Origin of the sequence: Nostoc sp. CmiVER01 (genome assembly GCF_034531135.2) — a bacterium.
GTDB lineage: Bacteria > Cyanobacteriota > Cyanobacteriia > Cyanobacteriales > Nostocaceae > Nostoc.
In genome coordinates this window covers 1-22,592 of sequence record NZ_JAVRBU020000012.1, presented here as the reverse complement: position 1 = coordinate 22,592, position 22,592 = coordinate 1, and the positions used below count along the sequence as shown (strand labels likewise).

Here is a 22,592-nt window from a genome sequence, read left to right as displayed (position 1 = left end):
TTCTTATCAAGCCTTTTTTTATAGTTCGCCAATAATTTCTGGCTGAGTCAATTCATCGGACATTTCGATAATTGCCCTTAGCACAGGCTTCATCATCGCATCTTCGTTATTTTCAAAGTCTTCATAACGCCGACGTTTAGCACGATTGGCCACCTGAACCGTAATGCGGTAACGATTTGAGGCTGCACTAATCAGCTCCTCAGAACGGTGCATAATCTGAGACTGAGTGGTCTCGAACTTAGAACGCTTTAGCATAATCAGTGGTTCTTGGGGTCATTCTCCAGTGTAGCAGTACCGATAAATCTGCTGCTGTGTATTTTATCGCTAGCAACCTCTCTCTTGATAGAGGCTGAGAGTGTTTCAGTCAATATAAGTTACTTATAATATTATCTGACTAAAGTCACACATCCTTATGGCTGACCTTGTGGAAACTGCTATCAACGCGGGAAACTTCAATACCCTGGTGAAAGCTGCTGAAGCTGCAAATTTGATAGAAACTCTAAAAAATCCTGGTTCTTTTACATTATTTGCACCAACTGACGAAGCCTTTGCCAATCTGCCAGAGGGAACCTTAGAATCGCTACTACAAGATATCCCTAAGCTTCAGAAAATTGTGGCATATCATGTTGCGAGTGGGGATGTTCGGTCTGATGATTTGGTACAAATTAATGAGGCACAGACGCTTGAAGGGTCAATTGTCGCCATTGAATCTGCCGACGGTAAATTTAAGGTAAATAACGCCAATGTCATCAAAACAGACATTTTGACAGACAATGGCGTGATCCACATTATTGATGCAGTGTTGATGCCTGCAATGGTCGCCGGGAAATAAGGGCATTGGGCATTGGGCATGGGTTATTCTCCTTGTCCCCTTGTCCCCTTGTCTCCCTCATCCCCCCACTCCCTACTCCCCACTCCCTACTCCCAGAATACACCCACTACGTGCGGGAATAGTCAACGCCAATTGCTGAGTTTCTCCTTCACCATTCCACTCAACTTCAGCAGTACCATATAACAGCTTGTTGGGTTGAGTACGTAAACTGACAACATCTGCATTGGCTGTTGCTGAACTTGTGCCAGCGTTGACGGCAATTATCAATTCCTCTGTTCCTAAAGTTCGTGCAAAGATATAAATTTGTCCTTGAGCATGGAGGACTTGGTAATCACCTGTACGCAAGGCTGGGTATGTGTGGCGTAGGGCAATTAATTGACGATGAGTATTGAAAATTTCTTGATTCCAGTTACTCTCTAAAGGAAAGCCACGACGTGAGTCTGGATCTATTGCACCAGGTAAACCAACTTCATCACCATAGTAAATGCTGGGCGCACCAGGAAAGGTAAGTAGTAGTAAGGTTGACAATTCTATACTACCTATATCACCGCCTGCAATTGTCATCAATCGGGCTGTATCGTGACTTGCTAACAAATTGAGTTGAGTTAGCTGAATTTCCCAAGGGTAAAGTTGCAGTACTTCTTGGATTTTGGTAGCGTATTCGGTGGCAAATAAGGGTGGGTAGGGTTGATAGTCGCGGCTTTGGATTTGTTCTAAGACTACGCGATCGCCTGCTGTAAAGGCAATTGTTGGCCCAGTAAATAGATAATTCATCACGCCGTCAAATTGTGTTCCATCCAACCACTCGCGGGAATCTCCCCAGACTTCGCCCACAATGTAAGCTTCGGGATTGATTGCCTTGACGCGATCGCGGAATTCCTGCCAAAATCCAGGAGTTTTTATTTCAAATGGTACATCTAATCGCCAACCATCAATGCCGAATTTAATCCAATATTCGGCAATTTCCATAATATATTCCCGCACTTCTGGGTTGTCGTGGTTAAATTCTGGTAAAGCACGATTTCCTGCCCAACCTACATAATTAGCAGGGAATTCCCCATTGTATGCTGAAAGGGGCCAGCCTTCAATTTTGAACCAATTTACCCAAGGCGAATGGGGGCCATTCTCTAAAACATCATGGAAGAAGAAAAAACCACGGCTGGAATGGTTAAATACGCCATCCAGAACAACTTTGATATTCCGTTGATGGGCTGCATCAAGCAATTCCTTAAAAGCCTCGTTGCCCCCTAACATCGGGTCAACTTGATAATAATCGTGGGTATGATAGCGATGATTGCTAGCGGATTGAAAAATGGGTGTAAAGTAAATCGCGTTAATTCCTAAATCCTGGATGTAGTCTAAACCCTCCATGATGCCCCATAAGTCGCCACCTTTATAACCCTGGAGTGTTGGCATAGAGTCCCAATCTTCCCAACGGGCTTCACGCAGCAAACGTTTGTGCGGCTGTTTGCTTCTGGCAAAGCGATCTGGAAAGATTTGGTAGAAAACTGCGTGCTTTACCCAGTCTGGTGTTTGAATTTGCATGAATCAATTTTTGTAGCTTCAGAAGCGATCGTTGCAAATATTAGCTTCTTTATGGCTCTTACTTATGATAGAGAATCTGTCATTTGTTAGTAGTCATCAGCGATTTAGTCTGTATCTGGCTACTTTATACGCAAATGTTATCAGTCTTAACTATTTTGACTAGAAACTAGAGTTTATTTGAGTTTTTAACCGAAATCGGAGATGCGGCTGCTCAGAGATATCTCATGAGCCACAGAAAATAACTATGAGCGAGACAGAATTTCAAAAGATGAGTTATGAATTAGCAATTGTCTTAGGAATAGCTTACTGCCTCCTAAGCTTATTTGATGTTATCTATGAAATAAAAATAGATAACTATAGTCGCATCAAATAATTAAGGCTAAAAAACTACGTTATAGAGCGACTGATAATCCCTACTTAAAGCACTACTTTGTTGACAGTAAATAAATTTAATTTGAGGTAAAAATGAGGCACGAAAAACTTTCTCCCGGATTGCTTCTGGCATTTCAAGATTATCAAAATGAAGGAGATCAAGCCTTAGTTACACACAAGCGATCGCTTGGCATCATTGCCCACAAAAGCCCAGTCAAGCCCACTAAGAGCGTTGTTTTTATCTACTGCGACCATGATGCAGACTTAAGTTTCTTATCACAATATAATATTGAAGTCAATCAAAACTCTGGAAGTGTGCGGACAGCTTTCTTACCGATAGAGAGTTTAGATGTCTTATCTGAAGAAGATGTGATTCGGCGGATTAAGCCATCACGCAAACTTCATTTGAGGATGGATACTGCAATGGGAACAGTCAAAATACCGGAGTTCCAGAACAAAACCGGACTGACTGGTAAAGGAGTAATTATCGGCATTATAGACAGTGGCATTGATCCGAAACACCCTGCCTTTGCTGGACGAATTTTACACATTTGGGATCAAACACTGCCAGGGCCAGGAGTCACAGAGGGCGGCTATGGGGCTGAATTAACCGGAGCGCAACTGACAATTTCTCAGGATACTGGTGGTCATGGTACTCACGTTGCAGGAATTGCCGCCGGTGCCGATGCTAGCTATGGCGGTATAGCACCAGAAGCGGAATTAGTTGTTGTCAGGTCAGATTTACAGGATGCCCACATTGCTGATAGTGTGCGTTACATTTTCCGAGTTGCTAGAGAGTTGGGACGCCCAGCAGTGGTAAATCTCAGCTTGGGTGGACATGCTGACGCTCATGATGGTAGTGATTCTTTATCCAAAGTTATTGATGCCGAAACTGGCCCTGGAAGAATTATTTGCTGTGCTGCGGGTAACGAAGGAAACCATAACATTCATGGTCAAGCGACAATACCCTGTGGACGCACTTGTAGTATGCGCTTTAATGTTCCTTTGAATCAAATAGACATAGCTTGGTTAAACGGTTGGTATTCCAAAGACAGCGAATTGGAAGTATCTGTGCGGAGTCCTAACGGTTTTGTCACTCCCTTCCAAAAAATAATTACTCAGGGTAATGCCGCACAAGATTATCAGTTACCAGATGCACGGGTACAATTAGCGACACCAGCACCAGACCAAGCCAACGGCGACCATAATTTCTTTGTGCAAATACGCGGTATTGACCCCTCGCCAGTTATGGGAGGTATTTGGCAGTTGCGAGTCCGCAACACTTCTTCAACTGACACATGTTTGAATGTGTGGACTCTAGATGACAATTCATCAGTGTTTTTTACAGGTAAAAGTGTGAAGGATGCGGTAAAAATTGGTTCGCCAGGAGCCGCTAGCAGTGCAATTACAGTTGCCGCCTATACTACTAGAACCAAGTACACAGATATTGATAACAAAGAGCAAGAAATGGGGTTAGAATTGCATACCATTTCGGAATTCAGCAGTGAAGGGCCGCTACGGAATAATGGACAGAAACCGGATGTAGCAGCACCAGGAGCAATGATTATTTCCACCCTTTCCGCCGATGCAAATTTTGACCGCTCATCGATGATTAATTCCAAGTTTGTAGTACGGGCTGGTACGAGTATGGCAACACCGTTTGTAAGTGGATTAGTGGCACTGCTGTTACAGCGAGATCCTACACTTGATCCGGCTGCTGTGAAAGACTTGCTACGTAAAAATAGTGCAATTCCTGGAAAACCCCCAGGCACATTTGATGAGAAATGGGGTTATGGAGTGATTAACGCTTTGAATCTGTAATAGGACTTACGCAAAAATTGCTAAAAAGCTTAATTTATCGAACCGCCAAGACGCCATCGCGTAGCGTCTCGTTAGAGAAGAGCGCCGAGAATTCGTAGAGTGTGCGTAAGTCCTATGTAATTGGACTGAGAAAGGTAAATATTATTTCTATATAAGGATAGGCAACAAAAACCTATGAATTTGATAAGTTAGGGTAGGCAAAAATTGTCTACCCTTTTTACTAAGGAGTTGCTGATGAATTATCAAAAACTAGATGCGGCTCTTGCTACAGCAGTGAATGATGTTCAAAATTCAGAAAAACCGAGTTTGACGGTTTTTATTCATACTGAACCAATTTTAAACTCGGCTGCAACTGCTGTTTTAGAAAGTTTAGGCGTTAGTGGTGTTAGCAATGGCAAAGATATTTTCACGGCAACACTGTCAGCAAAGGCCATTTCCCAGTTGTCAGAGCAACCTTGGGTGAAGTATTTGAAGCGATCGCAGCAATTAGGTTTGGTTAATAAGAGAATACCTAAAGGTAAGTTGGGTGTTTAATGGGTATTGCCTAACCCTACACTAGGTGCAATACGGTTCAGTTAAGAATATTTTCACATCTGCTGCTATTATTTTTTTGACATCATTATTTTAGAGCGAACTTCTTCGCGTTTTTCCCCCATGACATCAATATAGTAACGTTCCGGTGATAATACTGCTTGGATTTGTTTTTTCTCAACGATCCATGAGAGATAATTGAGCGCAATCTGCCTTTTTTCAATACGTTGTTTCTCAGAAACTGCCTCTACTTGAAGGTTATTCGCCCAAGCTATTTTATCTTCAAGTTGCGGTGGTCGCAGTTCTTCGATTCCCACATCTTGCGGTGAGGTAACCAGCAGAAACTCGATAAACTCCTGGAAGCCAACAAACGCCAGTTGACAAATTAGCTGCTGACTAAATTTTCCCCAGAAATAGCCACCGTGGACATCTGGTGTATTGTTACGAAAATATGCCCAACCGAGTTGCACATACTCTAAAAACGTTAAGGGCGAGGTTTGTTTGTCCAGAATCATCATGTAGCGATCGCGATTAGGTGCATTAGCATAATTTGTGCGCTCTTTGTATTCTGTACAATCAAAGTAAGTAAATAAGCTAGCTAACGACTCCCGATCTTTAATTGCTGTGGTAACTGTGGACTGATATTCTTGATTAGCTGGATCTAATCCCTGGTTTTGCACTTTATTCAAGACATTAATTTCTAAATAATCAAGTAATGAATTAATCTCATCTAACGGCTTGCATAAGTTCCGATCCTTCCAGTTGACAATTCCATACTTACTCTCAGATTGCCCTCTCACCTTATTTAACTTACTGCTGTGATAGCTATTGGAACGAACAGTCACATTACCTAGCCGATACCCTTGTGTTCGGGTCTTTGCTGGAAAGGAAAAATAATTAGCAGCCGTAGAAGCAAGACGTAGAGCTAAATCTCCTTCGTTACTGAATAGATACGCCTCTTCAAATCTTCGTAACGATGACCGTAAGAAATTGGATCTTCCAGAAGTAATTGCTAGTGCGGGAATATCTGGTGCTATCAGAATTAAACGACCTAAACTAAAAACTTGCCCGATTCTTGAAGAGGGTCTTTTCCCGGCTTTTTTGTCATTGATGTTTCCTACAGAATTAGAGTCAAAGACATCAGAGAGAATTCGGACTGCTTGTGTAGTTACTTGACTACCCAAACTATGCCCAATGAAGGAGAGTTTTATCGGGTGTTCTTTCCAATAGGTTTGAGCCTTATCCTCTGATTGATCTTCCTGAAGGCAGCATTCCATCAAACCTTTATCTAGTTGGCGAATCAGTTCAACCAAATCGTGAACTCCGTAGTTGATTGCTCGATAAGAGTCACGAAAATATACAATTACGCGCAAAATAATCAGGCTGAAAACAATACCAAATCCGAATGTTCCTAAAATAATGGGAGCAACGAAAATTGGGGAAGATAACCAGAAGAACAGTAAAACAGATGCGATCGCCACAATTAAGCTTCCCCATAGCAGAACCTTCAGTAGAAAGGGTAAAGTGCTTAGGGAAGTAGTAATATTTTGGACTTTAATAGTTTCCGAAGGCCAGCGATAACCAAGAAACACTAAACTATCTGACTTTTGAGAAATTAAGGCATCACTGTTAATATACTTACAAAGTTTTTGATAATTTTTCCAAATTCCATCTGCGATCGCCTCATTGCTTACGGGTGATGTAGTTAAATCACTATCTGCACCTCCTGTGTTATATCCATGAATAGCAATTACTATCCCTAGTTCCTCAGAATTTTTGGGGAGTTTTTTACTTTTTGTATAAAGGAGATCGATTATCGTTTGAATGGTTGGGCGCGTATTATCTTCTTTGATATCTTGTAAATCTTCTACGTTGGCTCGTGCTGTACTGCGGATCAGGTATCCTGGAATTCCTTGGGGTGCTGGAGCATTGGTTGGCTCAATAAACAAGTTATCTACTAAAATATCCATACACTACTTCTTATCGCAATCCTAAATGCTTTGTTAAATTTGTGAGAGCATTATAATTAATTTGACTACTAAGTAAGTATTGACAAGAATTAAGTTTAGTAAATCTCATCGTTACACAACTTTTTTTATCCGCCATCTATTAATTTCTCATAAAATTTTACAGACAAATTTATACAATTGTTTACTATTACTAATTCAAGCAAGAGCCAATCATTGAAATTCCCTTTTGATAATACCTTTGTACTATGAAATAGCGTAGGCGTACCCCGCCGCAGGCATCGCACTTTCCTAGTTGCGTAATTTCTATGTAAAATTCATCCCTAAGAATCAGACGATCCCCCTTACGTGTGGTGGCAGACAGTCCTAAACTGAGAGTGAGAGTTGAAAGGCAGTCGGGAGACATTTTGTGAAAAACGTATTATCAATCATCCTTGGTGGTGGCGCGGGTACTCGGCTTTACCCGCTAACCAAACTCCGCGCTAAACCAGCAGTACCAGTAGCCGGGAAGTATCGCCTAATCGATATCCCTGTCAGTAACTGTATCAATTCCGAAATATTCAAAATCTACGTCCTGACACAATTCAACTCAGCTTCCCTGAATCGTCACATCGCCCGTACCTATAACTTTACTGGCTTCAATGAAGGCTTTGTGGAAGTACTAGCGGCACAACAAACACCAGAAAACCCTAACTGGTTCCAAGGTACAGCCGATGCTGTACGTCAGTATTTGTGGTTAATGGAAGAATGGGATGTAGAAGAATATCTCATCCTCTCAGGCGATCACCTCTACCGTATGGATTATCGCCACTTTATCCAGCGCCATAGGGAAACAGGCGCTGATATTACTCTCTCAGTCATCCCCATTGATGAGCGCCGCGCCTCAGATTTTGGCTTGATGAAAATTGACGATTCTGGTAGGGTAATCGATTTTAGCGAAAAACCCAAAGGTGAAGCGTTACTCCAAATGCAAGTTGATACAAGTGTACTGGGATTATCAAAAGAACAAGCCAAGCAACAGCCTTACATCGCCTCAATGGGGATTTATGTCTTTAAAAAAGATGTTTTGTTTAAGTTGTTGAGAGAAGGCATAGAAAGGACTGATTTCGGTAAAGAAATTATTCCTGATGCCTCTAAAGATTACAACGTTCAAGCTTATCTATTTGATGATTACTGGGAAGATATTGGAACAATTGAGGCATTTTATCATGCCAATCTAGCCCTGACTCAGCAGCCCCAGCCACCTTTTAGTTTCTACGATGAAAAAGCACCAATTTATACCCGCGCTCGTTACTTGCCTCCGAGTAAACTATTAGATTGCCAGATCACAGAATCAATTATCGGCGAAGGTTGTATTTTGAAAAATTGCCGCATTCAACACTCAGTATTGGGAGTGCGATCGCGGATTGAATCTGGCTGCCTCATTGAAGAATCTTTGCTCATGGGTGCAGATTTTTACCAAGCTTCTGTAGAACGCCAATCCAACGTAGAACAAGGTGACATTCCTGTAGGTATTGGTGCTGACTCGATTATTCGCGGTGCCATCATTGATAAAAACGCCAGCATCGGTCATGATGTCAAAATTATCAATAAAGATAACGTGCAAGAAGCTGACCGCGAAAATCAAGGTTTCTACATCCGCAGTGGCATCGTGGTTGTGCTGAAAAATGCTGTCATTCCCGATGGAACCATCATTTAGTCAGTAGAGACGCGATTAATCGCGTCTGTACAATAGTCATTAGTCATTAGTCATTGGTTAATAGTTACAAGGACAAAGGACAAAGGACTAATGACTAAACTAATTTTGTTAATTGGTCTTCCAGGTAGCGGTAAGTCAACTTTCGCTAAACAATTGCTAGCAGAATGCCCCCAGATGCCACTGATTTCTACAGATGGTATTCGGGGGCAACTGTTCGGTTCCCAAGCCATTCAAGGGCCGTGGCAGGTGATTTGGAAAGAAGTAAGAAGGCAATTTCAGCAAGCTATTTCTACAAAAAATACAGCTATTTTCGATGCCACCAATGCCCAGCGCCGTCATCGCCGTGAAGTTATTGCTTTAGCCCGTGACTTGGGTTTTACCCACATTACGGGAATTTGGGTGGATACGCCAGTGTGGCTGTGTTTAGCACGGAATAAAAGGCGATCGCGCCAAGTTCCTGAAGAAATTATCTTGCGGATGCACCGTCAACTCCGAGATGCCCCCCCAAGTCTGGAAGAAGGACTAGACAACCTGATCCGCTTATCAGAAAAATCGAAGTACGGAAATTGCGATCGCTTGTTGAGCGAGAACCACACTTGAATTTCTATATTCTTTGTTAATTTAAAGTCAGATTCTCTTTGCTTGGCACCATACCAGGCAAACTAACATCTTTTATCTTAAAAAAAACATAACAGGAATTTCTATAGGAGGCTGGTAGATAGATGGCTGCAACCAACTACAAAGACTATTACGCAATTTTGGGAGTTAGTAAGAATGCTACTCAAGAGGAGATTAAGCAAGCCTTTCGTAAACTAGCCCGCAAATATCACCCTGACGTCAACCCAAATAACAAACAGGCAGAAGCACGCTTTAAAGAAGTTAGCGAAGCCTACGAAGTTGTGTCAGACCCAGATAAACGCAAAAAATACGATCAATTCGGTCAATATTGGAAACAGGCTGGTCAAGGTTTCTCATCTGGCGGCGCTGGTGTTGATATGGGTGGCTTTGACTTCAGTCAATACGGCAATTTCGATGAGTTCATTAATGAGCTGCTAGGACGCTTTGGTGGTGCTACGCCTCGTGGTGGGCGACAAAGTTACGCACAACAGAATAATAATTACTCAAATTACTCACAAAGTTACTCTTACACCAATACCACAGGTGGGACGACGAGTGGTTTTAGCGGCAACTTTAACGATTATGGGTTTGGTGATGCAAGTACGGGTACTTCCCAAGATAGTGAAGCTGTAATTGCTCTAACTTTTTCTGAAGCATTTAACGGTGTGCAAAAGCGCTTCAGTTTAGGTAACGAAACAATTGATGTTCGTATCCCATCTGGGGCTAAACCTGGTACTCGTCTGCGCGTGCGAGGTAAAGGTCAAATTAACCCGATGACTCAACAACGAGGGGATTTATATTTAAAAGTTGAATTTCAGCCCCACTCGTTCTTCCAAATGGAAGGCGATAACTTGGTGTGCGAAGTGCCAATCACGCCAGATGAAGCTACTTTAGGAGCGTCTATTGATGTACCCACTCCCGATGGTTTAGTTAATGTCAAGTTACCAGCAGGAGTGCGTTCTGGTCAATCGCTGCGTTTACGTGGCAAAGGTTGGCCCCTCGCCAAGGGTGGACGCGGCGATCAGCTGGTGAAAGTGGCGATCGCACCACCAAAAGACCTCAGCCAGGAAGAGCGGGAATATTATGAAAAAATCCGGGCTATACGTACTTATAATCCCCGCAGTCATTTGCAGCAAGTCAAGCTGTAAAAATTTAGCTTTGTAGAGATGGGAAATTTACCGTCTCTACATTGACTAGCGATGAATTTGCTGCGTGTTTCTCGCTACTACGATGGACTTCAACGCTTCCATTGCTTCTGGTGTAGCCTCGGTAGCTTGCCAACTTGTCCGTGCAGCTAACCGATCGTGCCAAGCATTTACCTTTGGATAATTACTTAAGGAAATGCCTACTTCTGGCAGCCATATTACTACAGTTCCAGCTACAACCTCACCTAAAGTTAGGTTTTGACTACCAAAGTAAGGGCGATCATCAAGTAAATTCTCAAAAAGCTTCAGCACTGTTGAAATTTTTTGCTTTGCCTGCTCGATTTTTTCTGGATCTTCCCCAGGTAAGCCCAATACCTGAGGTAAAAACGTGGTGGTTGCTGGCAAAAGCTCATTTACAGTTACTAGTTGTACCATGCGTGCGATCGCTAAATCTTTGGCATCTTTAGGCAACATCGCAGGTGTGGGATATTTTGCCTCTAAATAGTCCAAAATTGCCAAAGATTCCACTACCTTAAAGCCATCATCCACCAAAGCTGGAATATGATGGAAAGGACTAATTGCCAAAAACTCTGGTTTAAACTGCTCCCCATCCAGTTTTATCTCTACTAATTCAAACTCAAGTTCTTTTTCCAGCAGAGTAATCCAGACACGGCGGGAGTTAGGAGAAATCGACGAATGATAAAGGGTTAGCACCATAAAACCTCACAATTTCATGAGTAGGGTGGGCATTACCATTTACACATTACACTCAATTGAATTGTTTTAATAAAGTCTCAACACTAGCATTGTGATCCAAAAAAGAAAATAAATGCCAGTATTGGAGTTTTCCTTCTTTATCTAATACGAACTGTGCTGGCAAAGGCGCTCCCAGTGCTTGTCCTACTTGATAGTTACGAAAAACTCGACAACTAGGATCGCTCAATAACGGCATTTTTAAACCTAAATCCCTCACAACAATTTGACTTTGCCGTTCATCGGTACTAGTAATCATTAAAACTTCTATACCACGATTTTTAAACTGCTCGTAGTTTTCTTTTAAAGCTTTGATGTGAGGAAAACAAAAGGGGCAATATTGTTTTTCGGTAAAGATGCGAGTAAAGGCAAGTAAGACTGGTTGCTTGCCTTTATAATCAGACAATTTTACTAAAGTTCCGTTAGTAATATCTGGCAGTTGAAAATCTGGCGTTCCTACCCCCAACCTGAGTTTATTTGTCGCTGGAACTGGTAAAAAATTACGGAAGAAGCGCTCATTTAATAAGCCACTAAAATCAGTTGAAGTAAGCATAATACTATTTTGGATTTTGGATTTTGGATTGTCAAAGAGTTATTGATAATTAATTTTTGGCATTTTATCTGTTATAACCATTGTTAAGATTGGTATATTTTCAATAATGATTATTTAAATACTATTTTATTAAAAAACCACAGATAGATACCGAGGTTGACACTGTTTAATGTGTATCTCTGTTATCTGTGGTTTTCGTTGATTTCAACTCCAACAGAATGGATTACGAAATTTAGACAGCAGAGAAGTAGACTTTAGACTTCACTGGGTCAGGATTCATTGTCTTGTCACCAGGTTGCCAACCAGCTGGGCAAACTTCGTCAGGGTGAGACTGAACATACTGAATTGCTTGCAGTGTCCGCAGGGTTTCATCAACGCTGCGACCAAAAGCTAGGTTGTTGATGGTGGCGTGCTGTATAATACCATCTTTATCGATGATGAACAGACCACGCAAGGCAATGCCTGCTGCTGGGTCAAGAACGTTGTAAGCGGCGCTAATCTCTTTTTTAATGTCAGAGACTAGAGGATAATTCAGGTCGCCGACACCACCAGACTTACGATCTGTTTGAATCCAAGCGAGGTGGGAGAATTCACTATCAACAGAAGCTCCAAGGACTTCAGTATTGATTTTCTTGAATTCTTCGTAGCGATCGCTAAATGCTGTAATTTCAGTGGGACAAACAAAGGTAAAGTCTAGTGGGTAGAAAAACAGGATGACATACTTACCGCGATAATCGGAAAGTTTGATTGTCTTAAATTCCTGGTCTACCACAGCCGTTGCTGTGAAATCGGGAGCTTGTTGACCAACGCGGAGGCTTCCTTCGGTTCCGTAAGTAAGGGACATTAACCTAATTCTCCTTTATCGGTTTAGTAGCGTTGTAATTTGGGTTAAGTAAAACTCACCCATCCACGCTCTCACAGTTTAATTACGATCTGTTACGACTATATCATACTCATAACGATTTTGAGTAGCAAATGCTTGATTTAGATACAAGAGAATGGTTGCTTACCAATGGCTTAGGAAGTTTTGCCAGTGGTACAGTTTCGGATGTCCGCACACGTACTTATCACGGTTGGCTGTTTGCCGCTACAAAGCCTCCTTCTGAGCGCACTCTGCTGTTTTCGCACCTAGAAGCTAGCTTGGAAATATTAGGGAACGTTGTAGCATTGGGAACAAATTTTTGGGGTAACGGTCAGATTGAGCCGACAGGCTACGAATTGCTACGCTGTTTTGATATTAACCCAGTTCCAAAATGGATTTGGGGTCAAGATAACTGGCAGTTAACTAGACAATTAGTGATGCCCTATGGTTGGGGAGGGAGTGGGGAATGGGGAGTAGGGAGTAGGGAAGAGAATCATAGTACAGACGCGATTAATCGCGTCTCTGACCACTTTCGATTTTGCCATCGAACTTTAATCCAATATCGCTACGAGGGAAGCGATACAGCGATTTTACGACTGCGACTGCTGATAGCAGAACGTAACTTTCATCACCAGCAAACTGCTAATCCAGGATTACAGTTCTCACAATTGCTTGGAGAACAGCAAATCTGTCTGCAAGCAAAAAATTCTAGAAATTTCGGTATACCTTGGCACTTGCGCTGGACACAAGGAAGGTATCAAACAGATGCAGTTTGGTATTGGAATTATGGATTGCCTGAGGAGACAAAACGGGGATTAGGTGACAAAGAAGACCTATACAGTCCTGGTTACTTGATAGTTACACTGCAACCAGGAGATACAGTCACTCTAGAAGCGCGAGTAGGTTTTCCTGATTCGACGGCAGGTGTTCTCACCGATGAAAGCTTTGCAGAAGCATTAGAAAGAGAGCAAAAACGGCTCTCCCAGATTTTTGGATGGAGTCAAGGAGGCAGAGGAGCAGGGAGCAGGAAGCAGGGAGAAAGAGAGAATTTTACCCTCTGCTCCCTACACCCCGTCCCTCTGCCTCTTTTCAATGCCCAATGCCCAATGCCTAATGCCCAATTTACAATTTGGCAACACCTACTTAAAGCAAGCGATCAGTTTATCGTCTATAGAGCTTCAATTCCAGGCCCTACGGTCATTGCTGGTTATCACTGGTTTAATGACTGGGGACGCAACACATTAATTGCTTTACCTGGGTTGGCACTAGTTCCCCGGCGCTTTGACTTGGCAAAAGGAGTATTGCGGACTTTTGGGCATTATTGCCGCCACGGTTTGATTCCTAATGCATTTCTTGATGTCAGTGGAGAACCAATTTATAACAGTATTGATGCGGCGTTGTGGTGGATTGAAACTTTAGGACTTTATTTAGAAGCTACCCAAGACTGGGAATTTTTAGCAGACCAATTCCCTCTAGTACAGCAAATCTACAAAGCATTTGTTGGTGGTACACATTTCAATATCCAGATCGATGCCACCGATGGGTTAGTTAGTTGGGATGCCCCTGGTTTAGCCCTTACCTGGATGGATGTAGTAATTGGCGCATACCCCGTCACTCCCCGTTACGGTAAGCCAGTTGAAATCAATGCACTATGGTATTCTGCTTTATGTTGGCTGAGTCAGTGGGCAGAACGATTGAGCCAGCTTGAGTATGGTTCGTCAGTGCGCCTCACGAAGCAAGCACAGCGTTATGCTCAACAAGCAGAACATGTAAAAACCTCACTGCAAAAATTCTGGAATCCTCAACTGGGTTATTTGTACGATACTATTGAGCCGGACGATCGCCGGAATTTTCAAATTCGTCCTAATGCCGTTTTGGCGCTGTCGCTGCACCATTGCGCCTTTTCCGAACAGCAAGGGTGTCAAGTATTAGATTTGGCAACTGTCAGCTTACTTACCCCCTATGGTCTTCGCAGTCTCGATCCAGGAGATCCCGAATACAAAGGGAGATATGAGGGTAATCAAGAACAACGCGATCGCGCTTATCACCAAGGCACTGTTTGGGCTTGGCTAATTGGGCCGTATATTCGGGCTTGGCAACGTTTTTATCCAGAGCAATCGCTGCCTTTTGATTGGCAACCTCTGCTAGATCACTTCTTATTTGACGCTTGTCTTGGTTCTATTTCTGAGATTTTTGATGGCGATGCACCTCATAAGCCCAGAGGTGCGATCGCTCAAGCTTGGTCAGTTGCCGAAGTCATCCGCCACATTAAATAATACTGAATATAATCTTCTTGACCAACGAACTTCTAACCTGCTGAAAATATTGGCTGCTCACATCTTAATTATCAAAAACATGAATCTACCAATCAACTCATGAGCGAGGAACGAGAAAGAGCCGATAATGATTCCCCCTGGAAAGAAATCCTAGAAGCTTACTTCCCACAAGCAATGCAATTTTTCTTTCCGCAAACAGCAGCACTAATTAATTGGGAACGTCCCCACGAGTTTCTTGATAAGGAATTTCAACAAATAGTTCGGGAAGCAGAACTTGGTAGAAGATATGCAGATAAATTGGTCAAAGTCTGGCAAATTCAAGGAGAGGAAATTTGGCTGTTGATTCATGTCGAAATTCAGGCAAAATCAGAAGATAATTTTGCTCAAAGGATGTTTTCTTACAACCTACGAATTTTTGACAAATTTGCTAAACCAGCCATTAGCCTAGCAATCTTGTGCGATGCTGACTCGACTTGGAGACCAAATCAATACAGTTATAATTATCCCGATTGTGGTCTGCATTTTAGATTTGGAACCGTCAAGCTGCTCGATTATCAAAATCGATGGACAGAGTTAGAAAATAGCGATAATCCCTTTGCGACGGTAGTAATGGCACATTTGAAAACCCAACAAACTACTAAACAGTTGGGAGAAAGGAAAACGTGGAAATTTAGTTTAATTCGGCGATTGTATGAACAAGGGCTGCAAGAAAGGGATATTCGTAATCTCTATCGTTTTATCGATTGGGTTATGATTTTACCAAAAGGATTAGAAGCAGAATTTTGGCAGGAGTTTAAACAATTCGAGCAGGAGCGTACCATGAGTTACATTACCACAGGCGAACGCATTGGCTACGAGCGAGGTAAGCAGGAAGGACAACAGGAACAAGCACAAACACTTGTGCTACGACAGCTACAAAAACGGTTAGGAGAGTTACCACAACAGGTTCGAGAACAGATTCAAGGTCTTTCTGTAAAACAATTGGAAGCACTGGGTGAGGCTTTGTTAGATTTTAGTGCGTTGGCATAGCCCGTCGTAGACATCGCTGATTTGCTCAACTGGCTACAAACTCATCAAACGAGTTAGTGCTGAGTCCTAACTATTAGAGGTTAAACCTGCCTCTTTACCGCTTAATTGCTAGTATTAACTATGAAAAGCAGGTCATCTATATAAAATATGTCTTAACTCATGCCGAATATGACAAAGATATGACCTATATGTAATACACCTTAATTAGAAAAGACTAAGATTTCATCGCCGGATACTGTTTTAAAACCTGCTTTAAATATTGCCCAGTATAAGACCTGGGATTTTTTGCAACTTCCTCTGGTGTACCCACAGCAATCAATTCTCCTCCTTTGTCGCCACCTTCTGGCCCCAAATCTATTACCCAATCAGAACAACGAATTACATCTAAGTTGTGTTCAATTACTAATATTGAATTACCTTTATCTACCAATCTTTGCAACACATCTAATAATTTGTGGACATCATAAAAAGATAACCCTGTTGTCGGTTCATCTATTAAATAAAGTGTTTTACCTGTGGCGCGTCGAGATAATTCTGTTGCCAATTTCACCCGTTGCGCTTCACCACCTGATAAGGTAGTCGCAGGTTGTCCTAGTTGGACATAACCCAAGCCAACATCAAATAAAGTTTGCAAACGCGCGATCGCTTTGGGTATATTCTGGAAAAAGTCTAAACTTTCCTCAACTGTCATTCTTAGAACATCAGATATAGACTTATCTTTATACTTCACCTGCAATGTTTCGCGGTTGTATCTTGCACCCTTACAAATTTCGCATTGTACGTAAACATCAGGGAGAAAGTTCATTTCAATCACATTCACACCCTGTCCGCTACAAGCTTCGCAACGTCCACCTTTAACGTTGAAGGAAAATTGTCCAGGTTTGTAACCTCTAGCTTTTGCTTCTACTGTTTGGGAAAATACATCCCGAATCGCATCGAAAATTCCTGTGTAAGTTGCAGGGTTGGAACGTGGTGTGCGTCCAATGGGAGATTGATCGATAACGATCGCTTTATCAATCGCATTCAATCCCTGGATTTTATCCAAATGTCTGGGTAAGGGAACTTTCTTAGTTAAATGATGTTGCAGAGATGGATATAGTAATTCGTTAATCAGTGTAGATTTTCCAGAACCAGACACACCAGTGATGGAGACGAGTTTACCTAGCGGAATGTCTACATCTATATTCTGTAAATTGTTGCGATGAGCATTTTTAATTCCCAAACTGCGCCCATTTCCTTCTCGGCGTTCTGCTGGTGTGGTAATTACTCGCCTCCCTGATAAATATGCACCCGTCAAAGAATCTTCTGCTGCTAATAACGCCTGAAAATCACCTTGGGCGATAATATTTCCGCCGTGAATTCCTGCACCGGGGCCAATATCAACAATGTGGTTAGCTGCGCGAATTGTTTCTTCATCGTGTTCAACAACAATTAATGTATTACCCAAATCGCGCAATTTCGTTAAGGTTTTGAGCAACCTACCATTATCTCGTTGATGCAAACCAATACTTGGTTCATCTAAAACGTAGAGAACTCCTGTTAAACCAGAACCAATTTGCGTTGCTAGACGAATTCGTTGGGCTTCGCCACCAGAAAGGGTCATGGCGGGACGGTCAAGGGTGAGATAATCTAAACCTACATCCAACAAAAATTGCAATCTAGCTTTGATTTCTCGGAGAACTAAATCAGCAATTTGTAACTGGCGATCGCTCAACTTAAATTGCTCAATTCTCTCCCGACAATCCCGAATTGATACGGTAGTTAATTCTAAAATTCCATATTGTCCCAACTTCACAGCCAAGGCTTCCGGTTTTAACCGTTTTCCCTTACAAACCTCACACGGTTGATCGATTAAATACTGCTCTAATTTTTGTTTAATTAATTCCGAACCACCTTCATATTGCCGTTGCAAAATTGGAATAGCACCTTTAAAACTCTGCTTTCTTTTTGCTTCTGCGGCTCGTTCATCTTTCTCTCCAAACAAAATAATTTGTTGTTGTTCTTCTGTCAGCTTGCTCCAATTTGTTTGTAACTCAAATCCATAAATCTGTCCCACACTATAAAGTAATTCCAAGTAATAAGAATTATCTTTTTCTGACCAAGGCGCGATCGCAGCATAAACTGGCGCTTCCCAGTCGGGTACTATCAAGTCTGGTGCAAATCTTCTTAAAGTCCCGATTCCGTGACAGTGCGGACAAGCACCATAAGGCGAGTTAAACGAAAACAATCGCGGCGATAATTCCTCCATTACCGCCCCATGTTCTGGACAAGCAAAATTTTCTGAAAATACTAATTCTTCTTCGGAGCTAGACCCCCCGCCTTCGGCACCCCCCCTTACTAAGGGGGGGCTAGGGGGGGTTTCCTTAGATGACTCATGACTAATGACAATACTGGCAATCCCACCCGATTGCTTGAGACACGTAGACAAAGAATCAACCAAACGCTCCTGGATATCAGCCTTTTTCACCAATCGGTCAATTACCACTTCGATGGTGTGGGTAAAGTTTTTATCCAATTCAATGGAATCTGACAGTTCGCGGATCTCGCCATTGATCCGCACGCGGACAAAACCTTGAGAAGCCAGACTTGACAAAAGCTTACGATGTGTGCCCTTTTTCCCCCTGACAACGGGTGCAAGAATTTGGAAGCGAGTACGATCTGGTAATTCCATGATGCGATCGCACATTTCATCGATTGTCTGGGGTGCAATACAGCGATCGCATATCGGACAATGGGGTTCGCCAGCCCGACCAAACAACAGCCGCAAATAGTCGTAAATCTCCGTCACCGTACCCACAGTGGAACGGGGGTTATGAGACGTTGACTTTTGGTCAATAGAAATTGCTGGACTTAAGCCTTCAATGGCTTCTACATCCGGCTTATCCAGTTGTCCTAAAAATTGTCGTGCGTAGGCGCTGAGGGATTCCACATAGCGACGCTGCCCTTCAGCAAAAATGGTATCAAAGGCTAGGGAAGACTTACCAGAACCAGAAACGCCAGTGAATACGATTAGGCGATCGCGTGGCAATTCCAAGTCAATATTTTTCAGATTATGCTGCCTAGCACCCCGAATCCGAATGGTATTCTGGCTGTTGTGGCTGGGGTACGGAAGATGTCCATTCAAGGATGCTGCTAGCTGTTGGTCTGACATATTGGGCGGCGAAGAGGGAGTTTCTTATGAAACAGTCCTTAATAATACTATCTTTAATTAGTTTATAGTAGAACAATCGTACTGTTTTAGTTAGTTCTCGTTCCAGATTCATGGCGCAGATATCCTTAAGAGTCTGCTAATTTGGAAGCATCCCGATTTAAATCCTTCTGAGGGCGAAGCTATGGTATCGCAAATCCAACCGCCGACCCAGCCAGAGGTCATCTACCCAGATAGTGACGGACAACCAGTGGCCAATAATACCATACAGTTTGGCTGGATTGTAGAAATCAAGCAGAATTTAGATTGGCTATTTGCCGACGATCCAAATGTATTTGTCGCCGGAGATTTATTTTGGTATCCCGTAGAGGGACGTAACAAAATTGTTAACGCCCCAGATGTGATGGTGGTATTGGGTAGACCAAAAGGCGATCGCCTGTGCTACCAACAATGGAAAGAGGAGGGAGTTGCACCGCAAGTGGTGTTTGAAATTCTTTCTCCCAGCAACACACAAACTGAAATGGACAAGAAATTACTTTTCTATGACCGCTATGGGGTGGAAGAGTACTACATTTACGATCCTGAGCGAAATAATTTGCATGGATGGTTGCGTAGCGAAGATGGGTTAGATGTCATCCCCCAAATGGAAGATTGGGTGAGTCCTTGGTTGAAAATTCGGTTTGCTCCATCACCAGAGGGTTTGCAGCTATATCGCCCTGATGGAGAACGGTTTTTAAATTATACAGAAATTTCTCGCAACGCCGAGCAAGAAAGGCAACGAGCAGAACAAGAACGACAACGAGCTGAACTTGCAGAACAAGCCAGAAGAGATGCCATACCCCGATTATTGCAAATGAATTTGAGCATTGAACAGATTGCCCAAGCTTTGGGATTGTCAGTGGAAGAAGTGCGAACCCTTGCTCAGGAGTAATGCGGTATGCAATTTTTTAATCGGGTCATTAGAAATTGAAGTTGTATTTGAGATATTCTGAATCATGCTAGCCAATGCAGCCACCCATGATGTCGCCTGGGAAAAGTTACCTGATGATTTTGTTTTAGACAACGAGCCAGTCGATAACATTAATCAGCCACTCTTGGCTGCTGCTTTAACAGAAAGCTTAGAACTTGCTGGCAGATTAACCACCGATGCTTTAACCCTCACTCACTACGGTATCTGCGCCAACTTGAATAATCGATTTGTGGTCAAAGTACCAGATTGGGGTTATGTACCATCAATTCGAGTCTCACGAGAAGAAGTGAAGCGCAGTTATACGCCACGACTCCAAGGTGATATTCCGGTAATTGTGATGGAATTTCTCTCAGATACCGAAGGTGGAGAGTATTCGAGTAAACCGACCTATCCCCCAGGTAAATGGTTTTATTATGAGCAGATTTTACAAGTGCCAAACTATGCCATTTTTGAACCAGATAGCGGAGTTTTAGAAGTTTATCGGCGAGATGATTTAGGACATTATGAATTACAAACACCAGATGCAAATAATCGTCACTGGATTGCCGAAATGAACTTGTTTTTAGGCGTATGGCAAGGAAGCCGAGAAAACCGCACAGGTTATTGGTTACGTTGGTGGGATGACAATGGCGAATTATTACTGTGGGGTTTGGAGTTAGCAGCAAAAGAACGCCAGCGTGCAGAGAGATTAGCTGTTCAGTTAAAAGCGCTGGGAGTGGAACCGGAGGTTTAACTCGGAACTTCGACCTTTTTACTCGGCCGTTCGTGTTCAGAACTCGGAACTTCCACCTTTTTGCTCGGCCATTCGTGTTCGGAACTCGGAACTTCCACCTTTTTGCTCGGCCGTTGGTGTTCGGAACTCGGAAGTTCAACCTTTTTGCTCGGCCGTTCGTGTTCGGAACTCGGAACTTCGACCTTTTTGCTCGGCCGTTTGTGTTCGGAACTCGAAACTTCGACCTTTTTACTCGGCCGTTCGTGTTCGGAACTCGAAACGCCAGATTCAGAACTTGAATTGCGTCTTTTCATTATCAAGCGATGTCTACGACGGGTTATGACGCTCGAATACTCGCTATCGGCGTCGCCCTGCCCCTATATTTAAACTCAGCAAGGTGCTTGAAGTACAATTACTTAAAACCGTGCTGCGCCATCTCCTCAGTTTTATTCGTGTCTAAACTTGTATCTCTCTGGAAAAATTCATCAAAAAGTTTAAAGAAATATTCAAATCCTGCTTTTTCATCATGGCAGGAGAGCATAATTAGCTTTGCCCAAGAGCTAACAGTCGTTACCCCAAACTTTTTTTGCAGCCAAGGTTGAAATTCATCGTAAAATTTTTCTTCTTCTTCGGTCATGTCAATTCCTAATTCGCTGCGAGAAAATTCATAACCGACTAAAAACATAAATAAGTCACTTACAGAAGGTCGTCCTAGATACATTCCAGGTCTGGCTCTAATTTTGTCTACAACTTCTAATAGTCCACTCATATTTATTTCATCATCTACTTTGATTATTTATAGAGATTCTAACTCTTCAACAATAAATTGTTCACTTGGACAATGGAAATCACGTAACCAATCTTCCCTTGTCATCCCCTCAGCAGATAGATTATCAAAAACTAGTCCTAATACTTCTACTCCATAGTGAGTTCCATTTTCGGTAATTGATTCATTGGGATTCCAGCGATCGCTAGTTATAAAAACTTCATTTCGTCTTTTGGTTCTAAGCTGAATAATCTTACCCTCAATGCTATTTTTTGCTAACCATTGCATGACTGCCTTGGCACATTTATCACATTCAAGTAAAGGAAAGTTTACTATTATTCTGCCAATTGCTTGATAAACTTCTTGTTGTGATAACTGACTCACCCAGCCTCCCCATGATTCAGCAATTTACCAAGCGACCGCCTTTAACTCTACATTTAAGCTGTTCAAAACTGCGATCGCATTTATTTTTTAGCGAGCGATCGCCTTTAGTTCTAACCATTTAAGCTTATAAATTGCGATCGCATCTTTAATTAATTTACCAAGTGATCGCCTTTAGCTCTATATTTAAGCTTAGAATTACTGCAAAAATTAGGTTCTCAACTGCGATCGCATTTCTAATTTACCAAGCGATCGCTCTTTTTGAATATTAACTCGCCATAACTCCCTCATTTCCCCGGTTGGTGAGCGAAGTCGAACCACATCCCCCTTATCTCTACTGCCTTGGACACACCTTAGCCGCATCAGGATGGCTAGCCAAATAATCCTTAAGCCAACTGCAACCCTGCGCTAATAAATCATCAAGATTCAGATTCCACAATTTGATGGTGTTGTCAGTACTGGCGGAAGCTAAAGTTTTGCCATCCGGGCTGAAGACGACGCTGTTGACATAATCGCTATGCCCTGTAAGAGTGGAAATTTCTTTGCCCGTGTGAAGATTCCATAATTTGATAGTGTTGTCACGACTGGCGGAAGCTAAAGTTTTGCCATCCG

General features: G+C 42.5%; 20 protein-coding genes and 1 pseudogene. 11 read left to right on the top strand and 10 right to left on the bottom strand.

What is annotated here, in order from left to right; all coding sequences use genetic code 11:
• Positions 1-18 precede the first annotated feature (18 nt).
• The gene (locus tag RMZ43_RS21170; RefSeq protein ID WP_100900204.1) at positions 19-255 is read right to left on the bottom strand and encodes a DNA-directed RNA polymerase subunit omega; all 237 of its coding nucleotides are present in this window, start codon (positions 253-255) and stop codon (positions 19-21) included.
• Positions 256-412: 157 nt separating this feature from the next.
• On the opposite strand from RMZ43_RS21170, the gene RMZ43_RS21165 reads away from it, so the two are divergent.
• Positions 413-832, top strand: a complete 420-nt coding sequence (locus RMZ43_RS21165; RefSeq protein WP_322651775.1) for a fasciclin domain-containing protein — start codon at positions 413-415, stop codon at positions 830-832.
• A 72-nt stretch (positions 833-904) separates the two neighbouring features.
• Here the strand turns inward: RMZ43_RS21165 and RMZ43_RS21160 are convergent, their stop codons facing one another.
• Positions 905-2,377, bottom strand: coding sequence for a glycoside hydrolase family 13 protein (locus tag RMZ43_RS21160; RefSeq protein WP_322655018.1), 1,473 nt, complete (start codon positions 2,375-2,377; stop codon positions 905-907).
• A gap of 465 nt (positions 2,378-2,842) precedes the next feature.
• On the opposite strand from RMZ43_RS21160, the gene RMZ43_RS21155 reads away from it, so the two are divergent.
• The gene (locus tag RMZ43_RS21155; protein WP_322655019.1) at positions 2,843-4,570 is read left to right on the top strand and encodes a S8 family serine peptidase; all 1,728 of its coding nucleotides are present in this window, start codon (positions 2,843-2,845) and stop codon (positions 4,568-4,570) included.
• Between the two features lie 234 nt (positions 4,571-4,804).
• A complete protein-coding gene (locus RMZ43_RS21150) occupies positions 4,805-5,104 on the top strand; it encodes a hypothetical protein (protein ID WP_322651778.1) in 300 nt (99 codons plus the stop codon).
• A 68-nt stretch (positions 5,105-5,172) separates the two neighbouring features.
• On the opposite strand, the gene RMZ43_RS21145 is transcribed toward RMZ43_RS21150, so the two are convergent.
• Positions 5,173-7,071, bottom strand: coding sequence for an alpha/beta hydrolase (locus RMZ43_RS21145; protein WP_322655020.1), 1,899 nt, complete (start codon positions 7,069-7,071; stop codon positions 5,173-5,175).
• A gap of 406 nt (positions 7,072-7,477) precedes the next feature.
• On the opposite strand from RMZ43_RS21145, the gene RMZ43_RS21140 reads away from it, so the two are divergent.
• From RMZ43_RS21140 to RMZ43_RS21130, 3 genes are all read left to right on the top strand, one after another.
• Complete coding sequence (locus RMZ43_RS21140) at positions 7,478-8,767, top strand: glucose-1-phosphate adenylyltransferase (RefSeq protein ID WP_322655021.1); 1,290 nt, start codon at positions 7,478-7,480, stop codon at positions 8,765-8,767.
• 90 nt (positions 8,768-8,857) lie between these two features.
• Positions 8,858-9,367, top strand: coding sequence for an AAA family ATPase (locus RMZ43_RS21135; protein WP_322655022.1), 510 nt, complete (start codon positions 8,858-8,860; stop codon positions 9,365-9,367).
• 122 nt (positions 9,368-9,489) lie between these two features.
• A complete protein-coding gene (locus RMZ43_RS21130; RefSeq protein ID WP_322651782.1) occupies positions 9,490-10,533 on the top strand; it encodes a DnaJ C-terminal domain-containing protein in 1,044 nt (347 codons plus the stop codon).
• Between the two features lie 45 nt (positions 10,534-10,578).
• On the opposite strand, the gene RMZ43_RS21125 is transcribed toward RMZ43_RS21130, so the two are convergent.
• The 3 genes from RMZ43_RS21125 to RMZ43_RS21115 form a co-directional block, all read right to left on the bottom strand.
• Complete coding sequence (locus RMZ43_RS21125) at positions 10,579-11,244, bottom strand: glutathione S-transferase family protein (RefSeq protein WP_322655269.1); 666 nt, start codon at positions 11,242-11,244, stop codon at positions 10,579-10,581.
• Positions 11,245-11,299: 55 nt separating this feature from the next.
• On the bottom strand, positions 11,300-11,836 hold the full coding sequence (locus tag RMZ43_RS21120) for a peroxiredoxin family protein (RefSeq protein ID WP_322651783.1): 537 nt from the start codon (positions 11,834-11,836) through the stop codon (positions 11,300-11,302).
• 232 nt (positions 11,837-12,068) lie between these two features.
• A complete protein-coding gene (locus tag RMZ43_RS21115; RefSeq protein ID WP_322651784.1) occupies positions 12,069-12,680 on the bottom strand; it encodes a peroxiredoxin in 612 nt (203 codons plus the stop codon).
• Positions 12,681-12,811: 131 nt separating this feature from the next.
• Here RMZ43_RS21115 and RMZ43_RS21110 point away from each other — a divergent pair, with 131 nt between their 5' ends.
• The 3 genes and pseudogenes from RMZ43_RS21110 to RMZ43_RS21100 form a co-directional block, all read left to right on the top strand.
• Entirely contained in the window at positions 12,812-14,974 is a 2,163-nt protein-coding gene (locus tag RMZ43_RS21110; RefSeq protein ID WP_322655023.1) for an amylo-alpha-1,6-glucosidase, read from the top strand.
• A 99-nt stretch (positions 14,975-15,073) separates the two neighbouring features.
• Complete coding sequence (locus RMZ43_RS21105; protein WP_322655024.1) at positions 15,074-16,003, top strand: DUF4351 domain-containing protein; 930 nt, start codon at positions 15,074-15,076, stop codon at positions 16,001-16,003.
• A gap of 95 nt (positions 16,004-16,098) precedes the next feature.
• A pseudogene (locus tag RMZ43_RS21100) lies at positions 16,099-16,197 on the top strand (type II toxin-antitoxin system HigB family toxin); the annotation flags it as partial.
• 20 nt (positions 16,198-16,217) lie between these two features.
• Here the strand turns inward: RMZ43_RS21100 and uvrA are convergent.
• A complete protein-coding gene (gene uvrA, locus RMZ43_RS21095) occupies positions 16,218-19,154 on the bottom strand; it encodes an excinuclease ABC subunit UvrA (protein ID WP_322655025.1) in 2,937 nt (978 codons plus the stop codon).
• 181 nt (positions 19,155-19,335) lie between these two features.
• Here uvrA and RMZ43_RS21090 point away from each other — a divergent pair, with 181 nt between their 5' ends.
• Both RMZ43_RS21090 and RMZ43_RS21085 read left to right on the top strand, forming a co-directional pair.
• On the top strand, positions 19,336-20,082 hold the full coding sequence (locus tag RMZ43_RS21090) for a Uma2 family endonuclease (protein WP_322655026.1): 747 nt from the start codon (positions 19,336-19,338) through the stop codon (positions 20,080-20,082).
• Positions 20,083-20,146: 64 nt separating this feature from the next.
• Positions 20,147-20,854 (top strand): Uma2 family endonuclease, encoded by a 708-nt coding sequence (locus RMZ43_RS21085; RefSeq protein WP_322655027.1) that lies wholly within the window; start codon positions 20,147-20,149, stop codon positions 20,852-20,854.
• A gap of 391 nt (positions 20,855-21,245) precedes the next feature.
• Here the strand turns inward: RMZ43_RS21085 and RMZ43_RS21080 are convergent, their stop codons facing one another.
• The 3 genes from RMZ43_RS21080 to RMZ43_RS21070 form a co-directional block, all read right to left on the bottom strand.
• On the bottom strand, positions 21,246-21,602 hold the full coding sequence (locus RMZ43_RS21080) for a hypothetical protein (RefSeq protein WP_322651792.1): 357 nt from the start codon (positions 21,600-21,602) through the stop codon (positions 21,246-21,248).
• 27 nt (positions 21,603-21,629) lie between these two features.
• Positions 21,630-21,983, bottom strand: a complete 354-nt coding sequence (locus tag RMZ43_RS21075; protein ID WP_322651793.1) for a papain fold toxin domain-containing protein — start codon at positions 21,981-21,983, stop codon at positions 21,630-21,632.
• Between the two features lie 331 nt (positions 21,984-22,314).
• A partial coding sequence (locus RMZ43_RS21070) for a WD40 repeat domain-containing protein (RefSeq protein WP_428850906.1) occupies positions 22,315-22,592 on the bottom strand: 278 nt, incomplete at its 5' end.

Excerpts from the sequence above, each read along its gene's own strand:
- RMZ43_RS21150 (WP_322651778.1), top strand. The coding sequence starts at position 4,805 with ATGAATTATCAAAAACTAGATGCGGCTCTTGCTACAGCAGTGAATGAT.
- RMZ43_RS21090 (WP_322655026.1), top strand. The coding sequence starts at position 19,336 with ATGGTATCGCAAATCCAACCGCCGACCCAGCCAGAGGTCATCTACCCA.
- RMZ43_RS21155 (WP_322655019.1), top strand. The coding sequence starts at position 2,843 with ATGAGGCACGAAAAACTTTCTCCCGGATTGCTTCTGGCATTTCAAGAT.
- RMZ43_RS21145 (WP_322655020.1), bottom strand. The coding sequence starts at position 7,071 with ATGGATATTTTAGTAGATAACTTGTTTATTGAGCCAACCAATGCTCCA.
- RMZ43_RS21120 (WP_322651783.1), bottom strand. The coding sequence starts at position 11,836 with ATGCTTACTTCAACTGATTTTAGTGGCTTATTAAATGAGCGCTTCTTC.
- RMZ43_RS21105 (WP_322655024.1), top strand. The coding sequence starts at position 15,074 with ATGAGCGAGGAACGAGAAAGAGCCGATAATGATTCCCCCTGGAAAGAA.
- RMZ43_RS21160 (WP_322655018.1), bottom strand. The coding sequence starts at position 2,377 with ATGCAAATTCAAACACCAGACTGGGTAAAGCACGCAGTTTTCTACCAA.
- RMZ43_RS21110 (WP_322655023.1), top strand. The coding sequence starts at position 12,812 with ATGCTTGATTTAGATACAAGAGAATGGTTGCTTACCAATGGCTTAGGA.
- RMZ43_RS21115 (WP_322651784.1), bottom strand. The coding sequence starts at position 12,680 with ATGTCCCTTACTTACGGAACCGAAGGAAGCCTCCGCGTTGGTCAACAA.
- RMZ43_RS21135 (WP_322655022.1), top strand. The coding sequence starts at position 8,858 with ATGACTAAACTAATTTTGTTAATTGGTCTTCCAGGTAGCGGTAAGTCA.
- RMZ43_RS21085 (WP_322655027.1), top strand. The coding sequence starts at position 20,147 with ATGCTAGCCAATGCAGCCACCCATGATGTCGCCTGGGAAAAGTTACCT.
- RMZ43_RS21130 (WP_322651782.1), top strand. The coding sequence starts at position 9,490 with ATGGCTGCAACCAACTACAAAGACTATTACGCAATTTTGGGAGTTAGT.
- RMZ43_RS21165 (WP_322651775.1), top strand. The coding sequence starts at position 413 with ATGGCTGACCTTGTGGAAACTGCTATCAACGCGGGAAACTTCAATACC.
- RMZ43_RS21170 (WP_100900204.1), bottom strand. The coding sequence starts at position 255 with ATGCTAAAGCGTTCTAAGTTCGAGACCACTCAGTCTCAGATTATGCAC.
- uvrA (WP_322655025.1), bottom strand. The coding sequence starts at position 19,154 with ATGTCAGACCAACAGCTAGCAGCATCCTTGAATGGACATCTTCCGTAC.
- RMZ43_RS21080 (WP_322651792.1), bottom strand. The coding sequence starts at position 21,602 with ATGAGTGGACTATTAGAAGTTGTAGACAAAATTAGAGCCAGACCTGGA.